This is a genomic window from uncultured Microbacterium sp. (assembly GCF_963521695.1).
Taxonomy (GTDB): domain Bacteria; phylum Actinomycetota; class Actinomycetes; order Actinomycetales; family Microbacteriaceae; genus Microbacterium.
The window spans coordinates 1-21,192 of the sequence record NZ_CAUQWC010000028.1 but is presented as its reverse complement, the minus strand read 5'-3'; the positions used below and the strand labels follow the sequence as shown (position 1 = coordinate 21,192).

The following is a 21,192-nucleotide window of genomic DNA, read 5'->3' as shown; positions in this document are numbered from 1 at the left end:
GCACGACCTTCGACGACACGGACGAGTCCGCGGCGGTCGCGAAGGCCGCGAGGGCCTCTGCGGCTGGCATGACATGCGTCACGATGCCCCCGACGTCGAGTGATCCGTCGGCCAGAGCGCGGACCACCTCGCCGAACTCGTCGCCGAAGCGGAACGACCCGGTCAGGATGAGCTCGCGCGTAATCGCGGTCGCGAGCGGAGCCGTCACTCCCCCCGCCGCCTGCAGCCCGAGCAGAACGACCGTTCCGCCGCGGCGGGCGGCAGCGATGGCGGATGCCAGACCGGGCACCGTTCCGCTGGACTCGATGACGACGTCGGCGTGGAGCCGCGCGATGGACTCCTCGTCGCGCGCGTCGAGCGTGCGGGCACCGCGCGCAGCCGCGAGCGACCGGGGCAGCTCGTGCAGGTCGGTGGCGATCACCTCGGCCGCGCCGTGATGGCGCGCGACGGCCGCGGCCAGCAGGCCGATCGGACCTGACCCGATGACGGCGACGCGCAGGCCGGTCACACTTCCCGCCTGCCCTATCGCGTGCCACGCGACCGCGGCCGGCTCGGCCAGCACGGCCGTGCGCAGGTCGAGACCCTCGGGGAGGGGGAACAGCATGCGCGTGGGCAGGGCGATCCGCTCGGCGAATCCGCCCTGGGTGTGCGGCAGGTGCATGGCGGAGCCCAGGTAGGTCGAGGCCGGTGCGAGCTGCGGGCGATCGTCGGGCCAGGGAGTCACCCCGTCACCCCGAGGGGTGAGAGGGTGAACGGCCACCGCCGTTCCCACGCTCGGCCCGCTGCCGTCGGCCGCGGCTCGCACGACCGTCCCGGCCACCTCGTGTCCGAGCACGAGCGGCTCACGGAGAATGGAGGCTCCAGCCGCGCCATGACGCCAGTAGTGCAGGTCGGAACCGCAGACACCGCCGTAGGCGACGGCGACGACGGCCTCGTCGGCATCCGGGATCGGTTCATCGATGTCTTCCAGGCGCAGGTCGTCGGCGGCATGGGCCACCACGGCGAGATTGGTCATCGTCACTCCTCAGGACGTGGGGGTCGACAGGCGCAGGTCGCCGATGATGACCTCGATCGTCTCGCCGGGGTGGACCGGCGCCTGCGAATGCGGGGCGCCCATCATGACCACGTCGCCGGGGCCGAGGGTCGTCCACCCCGCCACATAGGCGAGGCACTCGCGGGGCGTCATGGGCAGCCGGCCGGCGGAGGTCTCGGCGCGGGTGGCACCGTCGGCGAGCAGAGCCATGGGCAGGTCGGCGTCGATCGAGAGGGCGGTGTCGATCCACGGCCCGAGCGGGGTGTACCCCTCCCCCGACTTCGACTCGAAGTTGCGAGGGTCGACAACTGCCCGGTCGGGGCTGGACAGATCGTTCACGGCGGTGATGCCGAAGACGTACTCGTGGGCGTTCTCGGCCGTGAGTCCGGTCGTGTCCCGCCCGATCACGACGGCCACCTCCGCCTCGGCCACGGTCTTGCCGGCATCGCGGCGCAGCCGGACCACGACGCCCGGGCCCGTGACGGTGCGCGGACTCTTCAGCCACGCCTGCACCGGCGACGCGTGGCCCGGCCCGTTCTGCGCGATGCCGACGACGACCGTCGGCGTGCACGGCGCCGTCAGCTCACCGTCGACGGGCTCCTCGGCATCCCGGGGCTCTTCTCCGACCGCGAACGCGGCGTAGGGGTCTTCGACGGGGATGAACGACCCGTCATCGGCGACGCGGACGGTCGAGATGCCGGCCGGAGTGATCACGCGAGCGATGCGCATCAGACCACCGCCGTCATTCCGCCGTCGACGAAGATCGTCTGGCCGTTGACGAAGTCGCTCGCCGAGCTCGAGAGGAACACCAGCGTCCCCACCAGATCGCGGGTGTCGCCCCACCGTCCCGCCGGAGTGCGCGTGCGCACCCACGCCGAGAACGTCTCATCGTCGACGAGAGCCTGCGTGAGTTCGGTCGCGAAATAGCCCGGCGCGATGGCGTTCGCCTGGATGCCATGGGGTGCCAGGTCGGCGCACAGCCCCTTCGTCAACATGGCTATGGCACCCTTCGTCGCGCCGTACGCGGCGATCGAGGGGCGGGCGAGCTGCGACTGCACACTGCCGATCTGCACGAGCTTGCCCGAACCGCGTTCGATCATGCCCCGGGCCACCCGCCGTGAGACGTAGAAGGCGCTGGAGAGGTTGGTGCGCACCAGGTCGTCCCAGTCGGCGTCGGCGAAGTCCGCGATGGGCGCGCGGCGCTGGACGCCGGCGTTGTTCACGACGATGTCCGGGATGCCGTGGGCGCGCTCGATCGCGTCGATCCCCGCGTCGACGGCCGCCGAGTCGCCGACGTCGAAGGTGGCGACGTGAGCCGTCACCCCGGTCGTCGCGGTGATCTCGTCTGCGGCACGGCCGGCTGTCGCGGCATCCCTCCCGTGGACGATGACCGTCGCGCCCGCCTCGGCGAGCCCCTGGGCGAGGGTGCGGCCGATGCCGCGGCTGGAGCCGGTGACGAGGGCGAGCCGGCCGGTCAGGTCGAACGCGCCGCTCATCGGATGGTCCGGACGGTGACGGTCGTGGCATCCACACCCTCGCCCGCCTCTTCGCGCGACACCTTGATGGCGTCGTCGGTGCGCGTGAGGTCGCGACGCAGGGTCTCGGGGACGAGGAACGTCGAGGCGGTCGTGATCAGCGCCAGGGTCGCCATGTAGATCGCCAGCAGCAGCCAGTTCGCATCGCTGACGGCGATGATGTAGGCGCCGAGCACGCCCGCGAGGCCACCGGCGAGCACGGCCGACAGCTCGCGCGCCATCGCGACGCCGAGGTAGCGGTGACGGTTGCCGAACAGTTCGGGCAGCATGGCGCACTGGGGTCCGAGCATCGAGTTCACGGCGACACCGATGCCGATCGCGACGACCGCGATGGTGATCGGATAGCTGCCGAGCGACATCAGCCACCAGGCCGGGAACGTGAACACCAGCATGAACAGCGCGCCCGCGCGGTAGACCGTGCGCCGGCCCATGCGGTCGGACAGCGCACCCGTCAGCGGAACCGAGAAGATGCCGATGAGGGAGCCCAGGGTCACACCCCACGTCAGCAGGCTGCGGTCGGCCTGGCCGCCAACGGTGGCGACGAAGAAGGTGAGCGCGAGGGTGTTGAACATGTACGAGCCGCCGTTCTCGGCCATGCGCAGTCCGATGCCGACGATGACGCCCGGCAGACCCCGGGTGAAGATGTCGCGCACGGGATGCTCGGCGATCTGCTCGCTCTTCTCGAGCTCGATGAACGTCGGCGTCTCGCGCAGACGCATGCGGATGAACAACGCGAGCAGGATGAGCACGAAGGACGCGAGGAACGGCACGCGCCAGCCCCAGCTGAGCAGCTGGTCTTCGGGCAGCAGCGAGATGAGGCTGAACACGACGGCGGCGAGCAGGGTTCCCGCCTGGATGCCGATGAACGGCAGCGCCGAGAAGAAGCCGCGGCGCTTCACGGGCGCGTACTCGGCCATGAGGACGGTGGCCCCGGCCTGCTCGGCGCCGGCGCCGAAGCCCTGCAACAGACGCATGAGCACGAGCAGGATCGGCGCGAGGATGCCGACGGCCTCGTAGGTGGGCAGCAGGCCGATGGCCGTCGACGCCCCGCCCATCAGCAGGATCGTGATGACGAGCACCCACTTGCGGCCCAGCTTGTCTCCGAGGACGCCGAAGAAGAGCCCGCCGAAGGGCCGAGCGAGGAAGCCGACGCCGTAGGTCGCGAAAGCTGCCACCGTGGCGAGGGCGGGGTCGTCCTGCGAGAAGAACAGGACGTTGAAGATCAGCGCCGTCGAGAGACCGTAGAGCGCGAAGTCGAAGTATTCCAGCGCGCTGCCGATGCTCGAGGCGAGGGTGGCGCGGCGGAGGTTCGCGGCGTATTCGGGGTCATCCGTCGGCTGCGGCGTCGGTGTGGATGCAGTGGTCACGGCCATCTCCTTCGATCGGCTGGTGTCTTGCGACGAGCCGACTGTACCAACCGTGTGGACACAGTTCAATATGTTGAACCGCATTCGTCCGGGCTCCGGGCGCGAGGTCTCGGGGACGGGTTCGGGCCGCGGTCGGCCGTTCGCGGCGGGATCGGCCGTTCGCGGCGGGATCGGCCGTTCGGGGCGGGATCGGCCGTTCGGGGCGGGATCGGCCGTTCGCGGCGGGATCGGCCGATCGGGGCGCGAAAAAGGCGCCCCGAACGGCGGAATGCGCCCCGAACCCCGCGAGGGGATGCCGCGATCAGGAGGGGCGGGAGGCGCTGAACGGATTCGTGAGAGCTCGCGCGGCCGTGCGCAGCGCGGCGCCGACGCGGGCGATGCGCTCGGAGGTGGCATCCGCGACAGGGATGCCGACGCCCAGCGCCAGCTGCGGATCGCCCGGCGCCCAGCCCTCCAGCGGCACGGCGACACCGACGATGCCGCGGAACGACTCCTCGTCGTCGACCGCCCACCCGCGCTCGCGCGCCGCGGCGATCTTCTCCAGCACGGCGTCGACGTCGATCGTGCTGTGCGAGGTGAGTCGGGGAAGCGGACGCCCGCGCGACAGCATCTCGCGCACATCGTCGTCGCCTCGGGTCATCAGCAGCGCACGGCCCGTCGCCGACAGCGCGGCGGGCAAACGCGAGCCCAGGGGCGTTCCCAGTCGCACCGTGCGCGACCCCTCGTAGCGCGCGAGGTAGAGGGCGTCGGTGTCGTCGAGTACGGCGACCTGGACGAGTTCGCGGGCGAGGACCGGCGAGGTCTCGCACACGGCGTAGAACTCGCGCACCTGGTTGAACTGCGCGGCGAAGGCGCCGCCGAGCTCCGCGGTGCGGATGCCGAGGCGGTACCCCAGCGGGACGCGCTCGATCATGCGCCCCGCCTCCAGCGACAGGCACAGATTGGCCGTCGAGGACTTCGCCAGACCCAGGCCCGCAGCGAGCTCCGTGAGGGTCAGCGCGCGCCCCGCTTCGGCGAGAAGCCCGAGGAGTCGGATGCCGCGCCCCACCGCCGGAGCAGGATCACGGACGACGCCGCCCTCTTCGTCATCGCTCACCGAGACCTCCCCGTCGTGCGGACGCCACCGCAGCGGCGCGTCAGTAGAACTCGACCGTATCGACAACGGCGCGCATCGGTTGACCGTCGAGAAGGCGCGTGGCGTTCTCGGCGAAACGGCGGGCGATGCGCTCCTCCTCTTTACTGCTCAAGGCCGCCGTGTGCGGGCTCACGAGCACGCGCGGATGCCGCCACAGCAGGGACTCCTCGGGCAACGGCTCCACCTCGAAGACGTCGAGTGCGGCGAACGACACCCGCCCGTCGTCGAGGGCCCCGAGCAACGCCGTCTCGTCGATCACCGTTCCACGACCGACGCTGGCGAGGATGACCCCCGGCTTGACCGCCGCGAGCACGCGCTCGTCGATCAGATGGTGCGTCTGATCCGTGCCGGGGAGGGTGACCACGATGGCATCCACATCTCCGACGGCGCTGACGAGCTCATCGAGCGGAACCAAGCGGTCGACCCCCTCGACGGGCGCGCCGGAGCGGGTGGTCCCCCACACCTGTGCACCGAGGGCGTGGAAACGGCGGGCGCACTCGGCGCCGATACCGCCGAGACCGACGACGAGCACGGTCATCTCGTCGACCTGGCGCATCTCCCAGCGGTCGGTCCACGCGTGATCAGCCTGCTGCCGGGCGAGACGGGGCAGATCTTTCGCCCCGGCCATCACCCCGAAGACGGCGAACTCCGCGAGAGGTCCGCCGTGCACGCCCGCACTGGTGGTGAAGACGACACGTTCGAGCGCGTCGCGGTCGAGGCCGGCGGCCTTCACCTGGCCACCCCCGCCGGCGGCCGTGGTCATCACCCACCGCAGGCGCGGATTCGCCGCGACCGTGCGGGCGAGGGCGGCGGGGTCGACATCGGGGATGCCGAAGAGCGCGTCAGCGGAGTCGACCATGGCGTCGAACTCGTCCTGCTCGTCCGCCGACCGCTCGTGGGTGGGGTCACCGGACCAGTCGGCGGGTCCGCGCATCGGATGAGCCAGCCGCGCGTCACGCACGAGGTCCAGCCGCGGCTCCAGCCGCTCGATGAGTCGGCAGTGCTCTTCCTTCAGGGGCACGGCCACCACGGCGCGTAGTCTGTCGTTGGTCGACATCGTCGTCTCTCCCTCCGCCGCGAGCGGTTCGAGGCCGACGCGGACTGACGTGAATCCTCGTTCATCATATTGAACCCTGTTCAGCCTGTTGTCCACCCGGTAGAATCACCGCATGACCCCGCTCGACGAAGAGAACCGCACTCCCGCTCCGGCCGACGTCCGCTTGGGCGTGTGGGGGCTCGGAGCGATGGGCGAACCGATGGCGCAGCATCTCCTGGGCGCCCGCGGAGCACTCACGGTGCACGCCCGGCGCCGACGTCCCACGCTGATCGACGCGGGAGCGAACTGGGCGTCGACAGCCCGCGAACTCGGCGCGGCCACCGACGCCGCGCTGGTCATGCTCCCCGACCTTCCTCAGCTCGAGGAGCATCTCGACGGACCCGACGGCCTGCTGGCCGGCGTCGGGGATCGCGACTTCCTGCTGCTCATCGGCTCGACGTCGTCTCCGGTCGGCGTCCGCGAGTTGGCGGAGCGCCTGCCCGCCGGCATCCGCGTGGTGGACTGCCCCGTCTCGGGCGGCGAGGACGGCGCGAAAGCCGGGCGATTGTCGATCATGCTCGGCGGCTCCCCCGCCGACACCGATCTGGCCGCGGCCCTGCTCGCCCCGTGCGGGACGCCCGTGCGCCTCGGTCCTCTCGGTGCGGGCGAGGTCGCGAAGGCGTGCAATCAGCTGGTCGTGGCATCGACGATCCTCGCGCTCGGCGAGGCGACCGAGCTCGCCGCCCGCTCCGACGTCGATCCCGCCGCCCTCTGGGCGCTGCTCGGCGGCGGCTACGCCGGGTCGAACCTGCTCGAGAGCCGCCGCGACAAGCTGGTCGCCGGCGACGACTCCCCCAGCGGCATCGCCGGCTACATGGTCAAGGACCTGCGATTCGCGGCCGACATCGCCGCCGCCACGGGCACCCGGCCGTCTCTGCTGCCCGCCCTGCGCGACGCGTTCGATGAGATCGTCGAACGCGGCCTCGGGGAGCGCGACATCGCGGTCACCCGCCGCTTCACGGCAGCGCGCAGCGACGAGTAGCGAGCGGAGACGCGTCGCCGTGACGTGCGGGGTCACGAAAGCGCGCAGCGACGAGTGACGCCCGGAAGCGCCCCGGTGGTCGCTACCACCGGGGAGTCGTCTGTGCTCAGAGAGCGAAGACGACCTTGCCCGAGCGCTGCGAGTCGCGCGCCGTGGCGAAAGCCTCCTCGGCATCCGTCACCGCGAACTCGTGCGTCAGCGCGCTCTCGATGCCGGGGGTGGATGCGAGCAGCTCCACCGCCCGATCGATCTCGTCGAGGAAGCGGAACGCGCCGAAATAGCGCACCTCCTTCGAGATGAAGGGTGCCAGGTTCACCGAACGAGGATCATCGGGAAGCATCCCGACCTGCACGACGGTGCCCCCGGGGCGGACCGCCCGTAGTGCCGTGGAGATGGACACGGGGACGCCCGAGCACTCGAGCACGACGGCATAGGCGCCCGCATCCACGTCCGCCTGCGACACATCGATCGTCGCGTACGCGCCGAGTGCCGCGGCCCGATCGAGCGGTCCCGCGAGCACATCGGTCGCGGTCACGCGAGCCCCCGCCGCCACCGACGCCGCGATGGCCATGAGACCGATCGGCCCCGAGCCGGTCACGAGCACGTCGAGCCCCGCGACCTCGCCCGCCTTGCCGAGCGCGTGCAGCGCCACCGCGAGCGGCTCGGCGAGGACGGCACGGCGCACGGGCAGATCGTCGGGGAGCGGACGCACCATACCGGCGTCGACGACCAGGTATTCCGACGCCGCGCCCTGCGTGTGCGGCCAGGTGGAGGCGCTGCCGAGGTAGGAACCGCCCGGCCAGAGATGGGGCGCGTCCTCGATACCGTCACGGGGGGTCCCGAACCGCGCGGGATGTACCGTCACCGGGGTGCCCGGGGCGAGGGCGCCGGAGGGATCGAGATCGATCCGTCCCGACAGCTCATGTCCGGGGACCAGCGGTTCGCGTACGACGAAGGCACCGTTGGCGCCCTCGAAGAAGTAGTGCAGGTCGGATCCGCAGATTCCGACGTACTCCACGCGCAGGCGCACCTGCCCCTCCCCGGGCTCAGGGAGAGGCACCTCACGGATGACCGCGGTGTTCGCCTTTTCGATCAACAGAGACTTCATCGTCATTCCTCCCGCGGTCAGACGACCGCCGTCATCCCGCCGTCGACGAAGATGTTCTGTCCCGAAACGAAGCTCGATGCATCGGAGGCGAGGAAGAGCAGGGCCCCGCGGAGCTCGTCGACGTCTCCCCAACGTGCGGCGGGGGTGCGCTGCGTGAGCCAGCGGGTGAACTCGGGGTCGTCGACGAGAGCACGGTTCATGTCCGTGGCGAAGTACCCCGGGCTGAGGGCGTTGACCTGGATGCCGTGGCGGGCCAGGTCCGCCGCCATACCGGCGGTCAGCTGGGCGACACCGCCCTTCGTGGCCGAGTAGGGCGCGATCGTCTGTCTCGCCAGGCGCGATTGCACGGAGGCGACGTTGACGACCTTGCCGGAGCCACGCTCCGCCATCGCGGGTGTGACGAACCGCGACACGTAGAAGACTCCCGACAGATTCGCGGCGACGATGTCGTCCCAGTCGCTCACCGCGAACTCGTGGATGGGTGCGCGGCGCTGGACTCCGGCGTTGTTGACGAGGATGTCGGGGACGCCCACCTCGGCGAGAAGCCCCGCCACCGCGCTCTCGACGGCGGAGGCGTCGGTGACGTCGAAGGTCACCCCGTGCGCGGGGTGGTTCGACAGCTCCTCCGCCTGGGCGCGGGTCTGCTCGACGGCTGCCGCATCCCGACCGTGCACGATCAGGCGCGCTCCCCCGCGGGCGAGGGCGAGCGCCAGGGCGCGACCGAGCCCCCGGGACGACCCGGTGACCAGCGCCAGACGATCGGAGACGTCGAACAGGTCGGTGTTCGAGCCGGTCACAGGATCGACCCGACGCCGAATACGGCGAGAGCGGCGACGAAGCCCAGCACCGACTCGATGGCCTGCTGAACGGTCCAGGTCTTGAGCGTCGTCTTGACGTCCATGCCCATGAGCCGACCGACCAGCCAGAAGCCGGAATCGTTCACGTGACCGGCGAAGACCGATCCCGCGGCGGTGGCGAGCGTGATCGCCACGATCTGCAGCGGCGAGAACCCGCCCGCCATGACGGCCGGGGCGGCCAGGCCCGCGGCGGTGACGAGGGCGACGGTGGCCGAACCCTGCGCGAGGCGCAGGATCACGGCGATGACGTAGGCGGCGACGATGACGGGCAGGCCCAGGTCGCCGAGGCTGTCGGCGAGCGCGTCACCGATACCCGAGGCGCGCAGCACCGCACCGAACATCCCGCCGGCGCCGGTGATCAGGATGACGGAGCACACGGGTCCGAGCGCAGAGTCGACGACCTTCTCGAGGGCGGTACCGTTCTCGCCGCGGCGGAAGCCGAACACGACGGTGGCCACGAGAACGGTGATGAGCAGGGCGACAGGCGAGTTGCCGAGCAGGACGAGGACCTGCACGACGATGTTGTCGGTGTCGACCACTCCCGCGGAGCCGAGGGTGGTGAGGCCGGTGTTGAGGAAGATGAGCAGCATCGGCAGCAGCAGCACGGCGATGACGGTGCCGGGCTTGGGCGGATTGCTGGGCTGATCGGCGTCGACATCACCGAACAGCAGGGGAACGGGCAGCACGATGCGACGCGAGACGAAGGTGCCCCAGAGGTAACCCGAGACGTACCAGATCGGGAACGCGATGATCAGGCCGACGATCAGCAGCAGACCGAGGTTCGCTCCGTACAGCTCGCTCGCCGTCACGGGGCCCGGGTGCGGGGGCAGGAAGACGTGCATGACCGAGAAGGCGGCGGCGGCGGGAAGGCCGAACAGCAGCACGTTGTTGCCCGAAACGCGCCGCGCGATGGCGAAGATGATCGGCAGCATCATGACAAGACCGGCGTCGAAGAACATTGGGAAACCGAGGATCAACGAGACGATGCCGAGGGCGAAGGGCGCACGCTTCTCGCCGAAGATGCGCACGAAGGTCTCGGCGAGCGACTGCGCACCACCGGAGTGCTCGATCAAGCGTCCGAGCATCGCGCCGAGGGCGACGAGGAGGGCGACGGTACCGAGGGTTCCTCCGAACCCCCCGGTGAGTGTCGACACGATCGCCGACACGGGGATGCCGGCGACGAACGCCGTCACGAGCGACACGATGATGAGCGCGAGGAACGCGTGCACCTTCAGCCAGATGATGAGCACCAGGATGAGCGCGATGGCGCCCGCCGCGATGGCGAGCAGCGGCGCGGTGCCGAGTGTTTGAGTCCAGTCGTCCAAAAGATCTCCGTCGATACAGGGGGTGCGTGGCGTCGGGCACACTCGGCTCGTCCGCGGTCGCCGAGAGGCGTTCGCAGGATTCTCACACAATGATCATATTTTTGACAAGATATGGTCGTACCTAATGCACCTCAGGAGGGGTCATGGCGCGAGCGTCGCACGACTCGGTGGTGGATGCCATCGGCATGCGCATCGTCGACGGCGACCTCGCCACCGGACGCGTCCTGACCCTCGCCGACCTCGAATCCGAGTACGCCGTGTCCCGCACCGTGGTGCGCGAGGCGGTGCGGGTGCTCGAGGCGATGGGCATGCTCGCGCAACGCCGCCGGGTGGGCATCACGGTGCGTCCCCCCGCTGACTGGAGCGCTCTTGACACCCGCCTCATCGGGTGGCAGCTGGCCGGCCGACGCCGAGACCAGTTGATCGTGAACACGACGGAGCTGCGCGCGGCGATCGAGCCGGTGGCGGCACGCCTCAGCGCCCGCCGCGCCACCGACCTGCAGCGTGGCGAGATCCTCCGCCTCGCGGACGAACTCGCACGCCTCGGCGCGGCCGGTCTGGGCAACTCCCCGGAGTACCTCGCCGCCGACATCGCCTTCCACGACCTCATCCTCATCTCCAGCGGCAACCTCATGCTCGCCGCCGCTCGCGCACCTATCGCCGCCGCGATCGAGGGCCGCGCGATGCACGGGCTCACCCCCGGCGTTCCGAACCCCGATGCGCTCGACAACCACATCGAGACGGCCGCCGCCATCGGCCGCGCCGATGCCGATGCCGCCGAAGAGCACACGCGCCAATACGTCGCCGCGGTGCTCACCGAGGTACGTCGCACCATCTGACCGCCCCTCGGGCCGTCAGGCCCCACGCCCTTCGACGAAGAGAGAGCCCATGGCCACCCCCGCACCCGTCCTCGTCTTCATGGGACCCGCCGGCACCGGCAAGTCCACCGTCGCCGGCATGCTCGCCGGCCACCTCGGTTGGGACTTCCAGGAGGGCGACGACCTGCACCCCGAGGCGAACGTCGCCAAGATGGCATCCGGGCACGCGCTGAACGACGACGACCGCTGGCCCTGGCTCGACCGGGTCGCCGCCTGGATCGACGGCCGGATCGCCGCGGACCGTCCGGGCATCATCACGTGCTCGGCCCTCAAGCGCAGCTACCGCGATGTGCTGCGCCGCGACGACGTGACCTTCGTGCTGCTGATGGGCGACCCCGCGCTCGTGCTCGAGCGGCTCCTGCGCCGTCAGGGTCATTACATGCCCCCGTCGCTGCTCACCTCGCAGTTCGACACCCTCGAGATGCCGGATGCCGACGAGCAGGCGATCCGCGTCGACCTCGACCTCACCCCGCAGGAGCAGGTGCAGGAGGTCGTCGACCGTCTGCGCCTCTCCCCCGCCTGAAACACGGGGGACCCGAGCCGATAAAGTGGCATCGGCAACCCCACGTGCGCCCGAAACCCCTTCTCGCAGCCGATTTACGGAGCAACGAATGACGTCGACCCCCTCCCCGACCGGACCCTCGACCGACCAGGACCAGGCCCCCCACCGGGCCGCACAGGTGCACGAGGGCGCCCCCGACATCGAAGACGTCGAGCGCCCCACCGCCGAGGCCGACTCCCGCCCCGAGGGCGAGGGTGATGGCCGCGCCAACATCGGCGTCGTGGGCCTCGCCGTCATGGGCTCGAACCTGGCGCGCAACCTTGCCAGCCGCGAGGGCAACACCGTCGCCGTGTTCAACCGCAGCGCCGACAAGACCGAGCACGTGCTCGAGGCGCACCCCGAGGCCAACTTCGTCGCCTCCTTCTCGTACGAGGACTTCGCCGCGTCGCTGGCGAGGCCGCGCACCGCGATCATCATGGTCAAGGCCGGCCGCCCCACCGACTTCGTCATCGACGAGCTGGTGAAGGTGTTCGAACCCGGCGACATCATCGTCGACGGCGGCAACGCCCTGTTCACCGACACGATTCGCCGCGAAAAAGCCGTGCGCGACACGGGCATCAACTTCGTCGGCATGGGCGTCTCGGGCGGTGAAGAGGGAGCGCTCCTCGGCCCCTCCATCATGCCCGGCGGCTCCGACGAGGCGTGGGCCACGCTCGGCCCGATCTTGAAGTCGATCGCCGCGGTCGCCGAGGGCGAGCCGTGCGTCACCCACGTCGGCCACGACGGCGCCGGACACTTCGTGAAGATGGTGCACAACGGCATCGAGTACGCCGACATGCAGCTCATCGCCGAGGCCTACGACCTGATCCGTCAGGCGACGGGTAAGACCCCCGCCGAGATCGCCGACGTGTTCGCCGAGTGGAACCGCGGCGAGCTGGAGTCGTACCTGATCGAGATCACCGCCGAAGTGCTGCGTCAGGTGGATGCCGAAACCGGCAGCCCCCTTGTCGATGTGATCCTCGACCAGGCCGGCGCGAAGGGCACCGGCGCGTGGACCGTTCAGACCGCGCTCGACCTGGGCGTCCCCGTCTCGGGCATCGCCGAGGCCACCTTCGCCCGTTCGCTGTCGAGCCACCCCGAGCAGCGCGAGGTGTCGCGCGAGCTCCCCGGGGCCTCCGTCACCGAGCTGCTCTCGGGTGAAGAAGCCGACGCCTTCATCGAGCAGGTGCGCCTGGCGCTGTACGCCTCGAAGATCGTCGCCTACAGCCAGGGCTTCGACGAGATCCGTGCCGGCGCCGCCCAGTACGACTGGAAGATCGACCTGGGCGCGGTGTCGAAGATCTTCCGCGGCGGATGCATCATCCGCGCGCAGTTCCTCAACCGCATCGCCGAGGCGTACGACGCCGACCCCACGCTGCCGGTGCTGTTGACCGCTCCGTACTTCGTCGAGGCCCTCGGTCGCGCGCAGTCGTCGTGGCGCGGCATCGTCGGGCTGGCCGCGGCCTCCGGCATCCCCGCCCCCGCGTTCAGCTCGTCGCTGGCGTACTACGACGGCCTGCGCGCCGAGCGTCTGCCGGCCGCGCTCATCCAGGGGCAGCGCGACTTCTTCGGCGCCCACACCTACCGTCGCATCGACAAAGAGGGCACCTTCCACACCCTCTGGTCGGGCGACCGCACCGAGATCGAGGCCGAGGACACCCACTGACCCGGCTGGTCACGAAGCGGCGACGGGCACTGCTCGTTGCCGCTTCGGCGTTGTACGCCGCGGGCGTGTGGTGGATGACGCTGCGCCCGACGATCGTCGACCCGCAGGTCGAGAGCGCGACCCGGCGCCTGGTCCGGGTGCTGCAGTCGGTTCCCGGGATGCAATGGGTCACCTACGACGGAGTGGAGTTCACCGCCAACGTCGCGATGTTCCTGCCACTGGGGCTCCTCGTCGTCGCGTGGCGCGGGCGCTGGTGGCACGGCATCCTCGGCGGGCTGTTGGTGAGCGCGGGGATCGAGACGTGGCAGCTGCTCATGCTCCCCGGCCGCGTCACCGACGTGCGCGACCTCGTCGCGAACACGCTCGGCGCGGCCCTCGGGGTGGGCGCGGCGGTGGTGTTCAGCCGTTGGCTCATGCGCTCACAGGAAGCCCATAGCCCGCGCCATAGAAAGGTCATAGATTCCCCCTCACAATGAGTGCATGACCGCGACCGCCGCCGCCCCCGCCTTCACCCGCCCCGACGGGAGCGCGCTGCGCGTGCTCGTCGTCGACGACGAGCAGATGCTCACCGACCTGCTGTCGATGGCGCTGCGCATGGAGGGCTGGGAGGTCAAGACCGCGGGATCCGGCTTCGACGCCCTGCAGTCGGCTCGCGACTTCGAACCGGATGCCATGGTGCTCGACATCATGATGCCCGACCTCGACGGCATGGCCGTGCTGCAGCGCTTGCGCCACTCCGGCAACGACGTTCCCGTGCTCTTCCTCACCGCGAAGGACGCCGTGGCCGACCGCGTCGCGGGCCTCACCGCCGGTGGCGACGACTACGTCACCAAGCCGTTCAGCCTCGAAGAAGTCGTCGCGCGGCTCCGCGGCCTCATGCGCCGCGCGGGGACGGCGCTCACCCGCGACTCCGAACCCATCCTGCGGGTGGGAGACCTGTCGCTGAACGAGGACAGCCACGAAGTGGTCCGCGGCGGCAAGGAGATCGAGCTGACGGCGACCGAGTTCGAGCTGCTGCGCTTCCTCATGCGCAACCAGCGGCGCGTGGTGTCCAAGGCGCAGATCCTCGATCGCGTCTGGAACTACGACTTCGGCGGTCGCTCCAGCGTCGTCGAGCTGTACATCTCGTACCTGCGGAAGAAGATCGATGCGGGGCACGAGCCGCTCATCCACACCGTGCGCGGCGTCGGCTACATGATCAAAGCTCCTCAGTGAGCCTCCCGCCCCGGCCCGCTCCCCCGCTGCCCGAAGGGCCCCCGCGCGAAAGCGTGATCACGCGGCTCCGCCACCCGTGGACGCTGCAGGCGCGGCTGATGACCGCGGTGATCGGCATGGTGGCGTTCATCCTCGTGATGATCGGCATCTCCACCAGCGCCATCCTCAGCCAGGTGCTGTACGTCAACCTCGGTGCGCAGGTCGACGAGGCGGCCTCGTCGGTGCAGTCGCGTACGGCCTTCTCGTCGAGCGCCGAGAGCGTGCTGGAGTCCGCACGGTCCCCCGACGGCACCCTGCTCGTCACGATCTCCGGGACCCGTCTCACGGGGGCCGTGGTCGACGACGAAGGTCCCCGTGAGCTGAGCGCCGACGACCTCAGTCAGATCGCAGACAGCCTGCAGTCCAGCGACACCCTGCAGTCGAGCGACCCCTACGCCCAGACGGTCGACCTCGCCAACCTCGGCGAGTACCTCGTGCGCATCTACCCCACTCCCGGTGGTGGGGCGTTCCTCGTCGGACTTCCCCTCTCGAGCGTCACGGGCACGATCGGGGCGATCCTCACAACCGTCGCCCTGGTGACCGCGGGCGGGCTGCTCCTGCTCGCGGTCATCATCGCCATCGTCATCCGCCTCGGTCTGCGCCCCCTGCGCGCCGTCGCCGACACCGCGACACGTGTCGCTTCCATGCGGATGGAAGAGGGCGACGTGTCGATCACCGAGCGCGTGCCCGCCGACCAGGTCGACCCGCACACCGAGATCGGCCAGGTGGGCATGGCGCTGAACACCCTCCTCGACCGCGTCGACGCCTCGCTCGGCGCGCGACAGCGCAACGAAGAGCTGATGCGCCGGTTCGTGGCGGATGCCAGTCACGAACTGCGCACGCCCCTGGCATCCATCCGCGGGTTCAGCGAACTGTCGCTGCGGGCCATGCGGCAGGCGCAGGACGACGAGAGCCGGCAGCGCGTCGCTCTGGCGGTGGAGACCACGGAACAGTCGCTCGAGCGCATCCAGGCGCAGTCGGTGCGCATGACCCGCTTGGTCGAGGACCTCCTGCTGCTGGCCCGCCTCGACGAGGGCCAGGAGCTGGTGTACGGCTCGGTCGACCTGACCCGCCTCGCGGTGGAGGCCGTGGGCGACGCCCGTCCTGCCGGCCCCGACCACGCGTGGACGCTCGACGTGCCCGACCGGCCCGTGGAGCTCGCCGGCGACGCCTCGCGCCTGCACCAGGTCGTCGCCAACCTGCTCGCCAACGCCCGGACGCACACCCCGTCGGGCAGTGAGATCGCCGTCTCGGTCGCGCACGAGGGCGACCACGCGGTCCTGCGTGTGCACGACAACGGTCCCGGCATCGACCCCTCTGTCGCCTCGCAGCTCTTCGAACGCTTCGCGCGGGCGGATCGCTCGCGCGACCGCAAGACCGGCGGCACGGGGCTCGGACTCTCCATCGCCCGCGCCATCGTCGACGCGCACCAGGGCACCATCTCGGTCCGCAGCACCCCCGGCGACACGACGTTCGAGGTGCGGCTCCCCGCCAAGCCCGCGGATCCGGCGTGAGGCGGATCTCCCGCGCAACGACCCGGAAGTCCCGACGGCGCTCTGCGTCCGTGGTTTCTCACCCTCCGGGAATGCTCTTGTCGATAAGCTGTGCGTTGCCTGGGAACCCGGGCCCTTCTCGCGGACGTCGAGATGAAGCATTCGGAGGTATGTGTGCTGGTTCGTGCACGCAATTGCGGTGCTCTCGCCGTCGCGGTCTTCGCCTTGGTCATCTCGACCGGATTTCCGGCCCACGCTGACGTGATCCCTTCGCCGGAACCGACCGTCGAGGTCGTCGACCAGCCGGCGTTGCCCGCGGGCCCCATACCTTCCATCGAACCATCGGTGCCGGAGGGGACCTTCGACCCCGCTCCGACGGAGCCCGTGCCGACTGCGGTGCCGACCGTGGCTCCCCCGGCCCCCGTGGGCGCATCCCTCGAGTCGACCCGGCCCGACGGCACCAGCGTCGAACTCTTCCGCTCGGGAGACGCGACGACGACGTATCGCGGGACCGGCGGTGAGGCGCCTCGAGGCACTGCCCCCGCCCCTCCGGCGGTCGAGCCGGAGAGGCAACGCACGGAGGTCACCCCCGTATCGCCCACCCCCGTCACCGCCACCGCCTCACCCACCCCTGGAACCGCGACCGCATCGCCCTCCCCCGATGTCGCACGGGGAGATTCGGCGGGGTCGGGCGCGGCCGTGCGGTCGACGTCTGCGCAGAGAACACCCGCTCCCCCCCTGCCCGTCCTGATCCTCGGGATGGTGGTCCTCGTCGGCGGACTGTTGATCATGAGGTATCGCGGTCCCGTGTACGAAGCCGCTATGGGGACACCGAAGCGGTCGGTGACGAGAGGTTCCGGCGAACGCGCGGGGGGCCTTCAGGGGGCGGTCCGACTCGGTGTTGCGGGTGCGGTCGTCACCCTCATCGGAATCATCATGAACGGTTATGCGGCGTGGCAGCTCTGGAGCTCCCTCTCGTCATGACGGGCGCATCCGGTCACGAACAGGACCCCGCATGGACATGAGGCTCGAGCTCATCCCCCTCCCCGTCTCCGACGTCGACCGCAGCAAGGCGTTCTACCTCCATGCCGTGGGATTCCGCCTCGACCATGACGTCGAGCCGGGGAACGGCATGCGCGTCGTCCAGCTCACTCCGCCGGGGTCCGCGTGCTCGATCGCCTTCGGCACGGGCATGACCCGACCGGATGCCGGTCCCGTCCACGGCATCCATCTCGTCGTCGACGACATCGCGGCGGTGCGCGAGGCGCTCCGGTCGCGGGGCGTCGACGTCGGGGAAGTCCGTGACCTGGGCGGCGTCGCCTTCGCGTCGTTCAGCGATCCCGACGGCAACACGTGGGAACTGCAGTCGCTGCGCGGGCTGCAGGCACGCTGATCCTGGGCGGTGGCGAACCGGCCCAGCCCTCCCGTTCGTCGAACGCTCCCTGAGCGGTTTCGCCGACGAAGGCTCAGCCCCAGAGCGGCCTCACCGACGCGGCCAGCGCTCGCAGCTGCCCGCCGTCGACGATGACCCGCGACTCCCCGATACCGAACGCGGGCCACTGCAGAACGAGCTCGAGGGGGCCCTCGGGCGGGAGCGGCCAGAGCCACAGGCTCTCGCGCATCAAGTACTTCAAACTCCCACCGCCTCCCCCACCGCGGATGACACGCAGGGTGTGTCCGTTGCTCGGATCCGTCACCGGAGCGCCGAAGCTTCGGTCCTCGAAGATCCGCTCCCCGTCGTCCAGCGCCATCCCCCATCGCAGACGGTCCTCACCGCTGGCACCTCCTCCGCCGTGACCGGAGAACTCCGTCTGCGCAGCCCGCCACTGCCGATGATCCCGAGAGCCCCGGCGCAGGTGCCGTTCGATCAGCAGTTCGACTCCGTCCGAGAACACGCGTGCGCTCGCGAGCGCGACGACGACATCGTCGCCCCGGCCGATGACTTCCGACACCGCGAAGGACGCGGGGAGCTCGTCGCCCGGTGGCTCGAGCCAGGGGGTGCGCTCGGGCTCCGGGGCGAACACGAGCTCGTCGTCGGACGGAGGATCAGCGGGGAAGAAGTCCATTCCCCCACTCTTCCGTCCGGCGCCCCCCGCCGCCACCGGCGGCTTCAGTACCCCGCGAACGCGTCGGTCGTGAGCGACTTCGCCTTCCCCAGGGCAGGTGCGAGGGCCGCGATCAATCGCGGCGGCCCCGAGACGTACGCCGCGCGCTGCGCGATGTCGGGCACCGCGCGCACCAGCCCCTCGGCATCCACACGATCGGGTCCCGCCCACGTCCAGCCGGCGGGCAGGTCGCGCGGCTCGTCGCGGGAATACACGACGACGGGGATGCCGCTGGCGGCGATGTCGTCGCGGAACGCGAGCTCCGCCGCATCCGACACCACGTAGACCAACACGACGTCACGGTCCTGGCCGGTGGCGACGAGGTGACGCAGTTGCGAGACGAAGGGTGTCACCCCGATACCGGCGGCCACCAGCAGCACGGGCGCCGTCGGGCGCGACGGCAGCACGAAATCGCCCCACACACCGGTGACGGCGAGCGTCGACCCCGACTCGACGGCGGCCAAGGCCTTCTTGTACGACGATTGCGATCCGTCCTTGAACGCGATCCGCACCTCGGGAAGGTCTTCCGGCGCCGACGCGATCGAGAACTCCCGACGGGTGCCGCGGGCATCGGGGCGCCGATGCGGCACGTCGAGCTCGAGGTACTGCCCCGGGGAGAACGGGAACGGCCGGGCAGCGTGGAACGTCAATTCGCGCACGGTGGGCGTCAGCTCACGACGCCGGTCGACCCGCAGGCGCACGGCCGCCCGTAGGCACAGCAGGAACGCGAGCAGGTTGCCGATCAGCAGTGCGCGCTCCTGACCGAGCGTGATGTCGCCCACGGGCACCGGCCAGCCCGCCAGAACGCCGACGACGATCGCGACGAGGTACTGCTGTGTGCGACGCGGGGGCAGGGTGAGGGGCTCGGACAGCATGAAGGCGCCGAGGAAGAGGAAGGGCGACGAGAACGCCACCTGCATCAGCACGGCGGGTACGTCGACGGGGAAACCCGCGGCCTGGAACTGCACCGTCGTGCGCGCGAACGCCACGACCATGGCCACGGCCCAGAACACCACCACGATCGGCAGCTTGTCTGTGCGCAGCAGGAGCAGGACGCCGAGCACGAGCACGGGGGCGGCGAGCCAGGGCGAGCCCACCCACCAGGCCGAGGAGCCCAGGTCGGGAGCCCAGATGCTCACGATGGTCAGCACGCTCGCACCGGTCGCGGCAGGGTTGAAGATATGGCGCCCGCGCCAGACGAGCAGGTACTTCGACGCGGATGCCACGACTCCCGCGAGGGCGAGACCGGCGAGCCCCAGCGGCTCGATCGCCGGGCGCAGCACGAACAGCAGGATCAGGGCCGTGATCAGCGATGACTCCAGCCGTCGCGGCATCCGGAGCACGCTCTGGGCGACGAGGTCGGTGGCGGCGCACGCGAGAGCGAGCACCACCGCGCTGACGACGAGCTCGAGCGGGGCGGGAACGACGAGGCCGGCGACGGACAGCACGAGGGCGATCAGCGCGAGCAGCCCGAGCGACGACAGCACGAGGCGATACATCGAGACCCGGCCGATCAGGCCGAGCATGCGGGTCGAGCCCGCGGTGAGCGTGGCGCTCATGAGAAGACCTCTCCAGTGAATCCGGGCGACCACTCCACGCGGCCGTCGGTGCGCATGCGCACCCAGTGCGCGTTCCAGGATGCCGCGAGCTCGGGGCCGCCGTCGAAGAACAGTGCCGTGGCGAGCGCGTCGGCCCGCATTGCCGTCTCGGCCAGCGCCCAGGTGGCGGCGAATGCCCGCACGGGCGCACCGGTGCGGGCATCGAGCACGTGATGCAGTCCGTCGCCCCACGCGCGGCGGTTGACGGCCGAGGCGCACAGCGCGCCGTCGGTCACCGTGGCCACGCCGATGGCAAGGGTGGGGTCGTACGGGTGCTCGAGCGCGACGCGCACCGGAGCGCCGCGCGCGGCGAGGTCGCCCGACGCGTCGACGACGACATCGCCGTCGACGTGCGCGCGCACCACGTCGAGCACGAGGTCGACGAGACGGCCCTTGCCCAGCGCGCCCACATCGATGATCGACGTCGTGGACACGCTCAGTCGACCGTCGCGCCACGATACGGCATCGCGCCAGGTCGGCGCCGGCTCGGTTTCGGCCGAGGGAACGAGGGTCAGGCGCGCGTCGTAGCCCAGGCGGGCCAGCGCTTCGCCGACCAACGGGTTCACCGCTCCGGCGGTTGCGGCGTCCAGTTCGTCGTAGAGCGAGAGCATGGCATCCGCGTCGGACGGTGCGGGGACGGATGCCGCCCGGCCCTGCGCGAGCGTCGACACCGTGGAGTCGTCGCGGAAACGCGACCACTCTCGGTCGAAGCGCTCGACGAGGGCGGCGACCTCGTCGCGGGCGATCGACGACAGCGGGTCGGCCGTGTCGATCGCCCACGTCGTGCCGATCGCGTCGAAGACCCAGGTCGAGCCCGTCGCGGTCGGAGGGATCATGATGGTCAGGCCTGGGCCTCGGTCTTGATGGTCTCGACGGCGTTGTTGAAGCCGCCGCTGGTCAGCGACGAACCGGCCACCTTGCTCACCGAGATCTCGTCGAGCTTCTTGCCGACGACCTCCGCGGCGATACCGCCGATGAACTCGCTCTGGTAGCGCCGGGACTCCGCCGCCTGCGGGTCGCCCGTCACGTTCACCTCGGTGATGGTGTCGCCGGCCAGGGTGAGGGTGACGTCGACGGTCTCGACGCTCTCGGGGGTGGCGTACTGACCGGTCGCCTCGTAGGTGCCGTCGGCGTAGGTGCCCGACGTCGTGGCACTGCCCGTGGCGGCACTCTCGCTGGGCGCGGTCGTGGGCGCCGAGGTGGCCGCGGGGGCGGCGGT

At 70.5% G+C, this 21,192-nt stretch carries 21 protein-coding genes; 8 read left to right on the top strand and 13 right to left on the bottom strand.

Annotated elements, in window-relative coordinates; genetic code table 11:
• The 6 genes from RWP81_RS03735 to RWP81_RS03710 all read right to left on the bottom strand — a co-directional run.
• Window positions 1–1,015: alcohol dehydrogenase catalytic domain-containing protein (locus RWP81_RS03735; RefSeq protein ID WP_314452386.1), on the bottom strand; the 1,015-nt coding region annotated here is incomplete at its 3' end.
• Window positions 1,016–1,024: 9 nt separating this feature from the next.
• Complete coding sequence (locus RWP81_RS03730; RefSeq protein WP_314452384.1) at window positions 1,025–1,762, bottom strand: fumarylacetoacetate hydrolase family protein; 738 nt, start codon at window positions 1,760–1,762, stop codon at window positions 1,025–1,027.
• Entirely contained in the window at window positions 1,762–2,529 is a 768-nt protein-coding gene (locus RWP81_RS03725; RefSeq protein WP_314452382.1) for an SDR family oxidoreductase, read from the bottom strand. Before RWP81_RS03725 ends, RWP81_RS03730 begins: the two co-directional genes overlap by 1 nt.
• Window positions 2,526–3,941, bottom strand: a complete 1,416-nt coding sequence (locus RWP81_RS03720) for an MFS transporter (protein ID WP_314452380.1) — start codon at window positions 3,939–3,941, stop codon at window positions 2,526–2,528. The genes RWP81_RS03725 and RWP81_RS03720 overlap by 4 nt, the downstream gene beginning before the upstream one ends.
• A gap of 295 nt (window positions 3,942–4,236) precedes the next feature.
• Window positions 4,237–5,031, bottom strand: coding sequence for an IclR family transcriptional regulator (locus tag RWP81_RS03715; protein WP_314452378.1), 795 nt, complete (start codon window positions 5,029–5,031; stop codon window positions 4,237–4,239).
• Window positions 5,032–5,071: 40 nt separating this feature from the next.
• Window positions 5,072–6,127 (bottom strand): D-2-hydroxyacid dehydrogenase, encoded by a 1,056-nt coding sequence (locus tag RWP81_RS03710; protein WP_314452376.1) that lies wholly within the window; start codon window positions 6,125–6,127, stop codon window positions 5,072–5,074.
• A 112-nt stretch (window positions 6,128–6,239) separates the two neighbouring features.
• Here RWP81_RS03710 and RWP81_RS03705 point away from each other — a divergent pair, with 112 nt between their 5' ends.
• Window positions 6,240–7,148: an NAD(P)-dependent oxidoreductase gene (locus RWP81_RS03705; RefSeq protein WP_314452374.1), complete on the top strand. Its 909-nt coding sequence runs from the start codon at window positions 6,240–6,242 to the stop codon at window positions 7,146–7,148.
• Between the two features lie 106 nt (window positions 7,149–7,254).
• Here RWP81_RS03705 and RWP81_RS03700 read toward each other — a convergent pair whose 3' ends face one another.
• From RWP81_RS03700 to RWP81_RS03690, 3 genes are read right to left on the bottom strand one after another with little or no spacing between them, the layout of a single operon-like run.
• A complete protein-coding gene (locus RWP81_RS03700) occupies window positions 7,255–8,256 on the bottom strand; it encodes a zinc-binding dehydrogenase (protein ID WP_314452372.1) in 1,002 nt (333 codons plus the stop codon).
• A gap of 17 nt (window positions 8,257–8,273) precedes the next feature.
• The gene (locus RWP81_RS03695) at window positions 8,274–9,053 is read right to left on the bottom strand and encodes an SDR family oxidoreductase (protein WP_314452370.1); all 780 of its coding nucleotides are present in this window, start codon (window positions 9,051–9,053) and stop codon (window positions 8,274–8,276) included.
• Window positions 9,050–10,438 carry a GntP family permease gene (locus RWP81_RS03690; RefSeq protein ID WP_314452368.1) on the bottom strand — a complete coding sequence of 463 codons (1,389 nt, stop codon included), beginning with the start codon at window positions 10,436–10,438 and terminating at the stop codon, window positions 9,050–9,052. Before RWP81_RS03690 ends, RWP81_RS03695 begins: the two co-directional genes overlap by 4 nt.
• A gap of 143 nt (window positions 10,439–10,581) precedes the next feature.
• Here RWP81_RS03690 and RWP81_RS03685 point away from each other — a divergent pair, with 143 nt between their 5' ends.
• From RWP81_RS03685 to RWP81_RS03655, 7 genes are all read left to right on the top strand, one after another.
• Entirely contained in the window at window positions 10,582–11,277 is a 696-nt protein-coding gene (locus RWP81_RS03685) for a FadR/GntR family transcriptional regulator (RefSeq protein WP_243222353.1), read from the top strand.
• A gap of 49 nt (window positions 11,278–11,326) precedes the next feature.
• Window positions 11,327–11,839 (top strand): gluconokinase, encoded by a 513-nt coding sequence (locus tag RWP81_RS03680; RefSeq protein ID WP_314452366.1) that lies wholly within the window; start codon window positions 11,327–11,329, stop codon window positions 11,837–11,839.
• 88 nt (window positions 11,840–11,927) lie between these two features.
• Entirely contained in the window at window positions 11,928–13,523 is a 1,596-nt protein-coding gene (gene gndA, locus RWP81_RS03675; RefSeq protein ID WP_314452364.1) for an NADP-dependent phosphogluconate dehydrogenase, read from the top strand.
• Window positions 13,524–13,573: 50 nt separating this feature from the next.
• Entirely contained in the window at window positions 13,574–13,999 is a 426-nt protein-coding gene (locus RWP81_RS03670; protein WP_314452362.1) for a VanZ family protein, read from the top strand.
• Between the two features lie 4 nt (window positions 14,000–14,003).
• On the top strand, window positions 14,004–14,738 hold the full coding sequence (locus tag RWP81_RS03665; RefSeq protein ID WP_183420194.1) for a response regulator transcription factor: 735 nt from the start codon (window positions 14,004–14,006) through the stop codon (window positions 14,736–14,738).
• Window positions 14,739–14,791: 53 nt separating this feature from the next.
• The gene (locus RWP81_RS03660) at window positions 14,792–16,291 is read left to right on the top strand and encodes an ATP-binding protein (protein WP_314452359.1); all 1,500 of its coding nucleotides are present in this window, start codon (window positions 14,792–14,794) and stop codon (window positions 16,289–16,291) included.
• A 994-nt stretch (window positions 16,292–17,285) separates the two neighbouring features.
• Window positions 17,286–17,663, top strand: a complete 378-nt coding sequence (locus tag RWP81_RS03655; RefSeq protein ID WP_314452357.1) for a VOC family protein — start codon at window positions 17,286–17,288, stop codon at window positions 17,661–17,663.
• Window positions 17,664–17,736: 73 nt separating this feature from the next.
• Here RWP81_RS03655 and RWP81_RS03650 read toward each other — a convergent pair whose 3' ends face one another.
• The 4 genes from RWP81_RS03650 to RWP81_RS03635 form a co-directional block, all read right to left on the bottom strand.
• A complete protein-coding gene (locus tag RWP81_RS03650) occupies window positions 17,737–18,336 on the bottom strand; it encodes a hypothetical protein (protein ID WP_314452355.1) in 600 nt (199 codons plus the stop codon).
• Window positions 18,337–18,380: 44 nt separating this feature from the next.
• A complete protein-coding gene (locus RWP81_RS03645) occupies window positions 18,381–19,934 on the bottom strand; it encodes an FAD-dependent oxidoreductase (RefSeq protein ID WP_314452353.1) in 1,554 nt (517 codons plus the stop codon).
• Complete coding sequence (locus RWP81_RS03640; RefSeq protein WP_314452351.1) at window positions 19,931–20,809, bottom strand: FAD:protein FMN transferase; 879 nt, start codon at window positions 20,807–20,809, stop codon at window positions 19,931–19,933. The genes RWP81_RS03645 and RWP81_RS03640 overlap by 4 nt, the downstream gene beginning before the upstream one ends.
• Before the next feature lie 5 nt (window positions 20,810–20,814).
• The coding region (locus RWP81_RS03635; RefSeq protein WP_314452349.1) for a hypothetical protein at window positions 20,815–21,192 on the bottom strand (378 nt) is incomplete at its 5' end.

What these genes read in the sequence shown, in the direction of transcription:
- RWP81_RS03730 (WP_314452384.1), bottom strand. Translation starts at nt 1,762, where the DNA reads ATGCGCATCGCTCGCGTGATCACTCCGGCCGGCATCTCGACCGTCCGC.
- RWP81_RS03725 (WP_314452382.1), bottom strand. Translation starts at nt 2,529, where the DNA reads ATGAGCGGCGCGTTCGACCTGACCGGCCGGCTCGCCCTCGTCACCGGC.
- RWP81_RS03720 (WP_314452380.1), bottom strand. Translation starts at nt 3,941, where the DNA reads ATGGCCGTGACCACTGCATCCACACCGACGCCGCAGCCGACGGATGAC.
- RWP81_RS03710 (WP_314452376.1), bottom strand. Translation starts at nt 6,127, where the DNA reads ATGTCGACCAACGACAGACTACGCGCCGTGGTGGCCGTGCCCCTGAAG.
- RWP81_RS03705 (WP_314452374.1), top strand. Translation starts at nt 6,240, where the DNA reads ATGACCCCGCTCGACGAAGAGAACCGCACTCCCGCTCCGGCCGACGTC.
- RWP81_RS03700 (WP_314452372.1), bottom strand. Translation starts at nt 8,256, where the DNA reads ATGAAGTCTCTGTTGATCGAAAAGGCGAACACCGCGGTCATCCGTGAG.
- RWP81_RS03685 (WP_243222353.1), top strand. Translation starts at nt 10,582, where the DNA reads ATGGCGCGAGCGTCGCACGACTCGGTGGTGGATGCCATCGGCATGCGC.
- RWP81_RS03680 (WP_314452366.1), top strand. Translation starts at nt 11,327, where the DNA reads ATGGCCACCCCCGCACCCGTCCTCGTCTTCATGGGACCCGCCGGCACC.
- gndA (WP_314452364.1), top strand. Translation starts at nt 11,928, where the DNA reads ATGACGTCGACCCCCTCCCCGACCGGACCCTCGACCGACCAGGACCAG.
- RWP81_RS03665 (WP_183420194.1), top strand. Translation starts at nt 14,004, where the DNA reads ATGACCGCGACCGCCGCCGCCCCCGCCTTCACCCGCCCCGACGGGAGC.
- RWP81_RS03655 (WP_314452357.1), top strand. Translation starts at nt 17,286, where the DNA reads ATGGACATGAGGCTCGAGCTCATCCCCCTCCCCGTCTCCGACGTCGAC.
- RWP81_RS03650 (WP_314452355.1), bottom strand. Translation starts at nt 18,336, where the DNA reads ATGGACTTCTTCCCCGCTGATCCTCCGTCCGACGACGAGCTCGTGTTC.
- RWP81_RS03645 (WP_314452353.1), bottom strand. Translation starts at nt 19,934, where the DNA reads ATGAGCGCCACGCTCACCGCGGGCTCGACCCGCATGCTCGGCCTGATC.
- RWP81_RS03640 (WP_314452351.1), bottom strand. Translation starts at nt 20,809, where the DNA reads ATGATCCCTCCGACCGCGACGGGCTCGACCTGGGTCTTCGACGCGATC.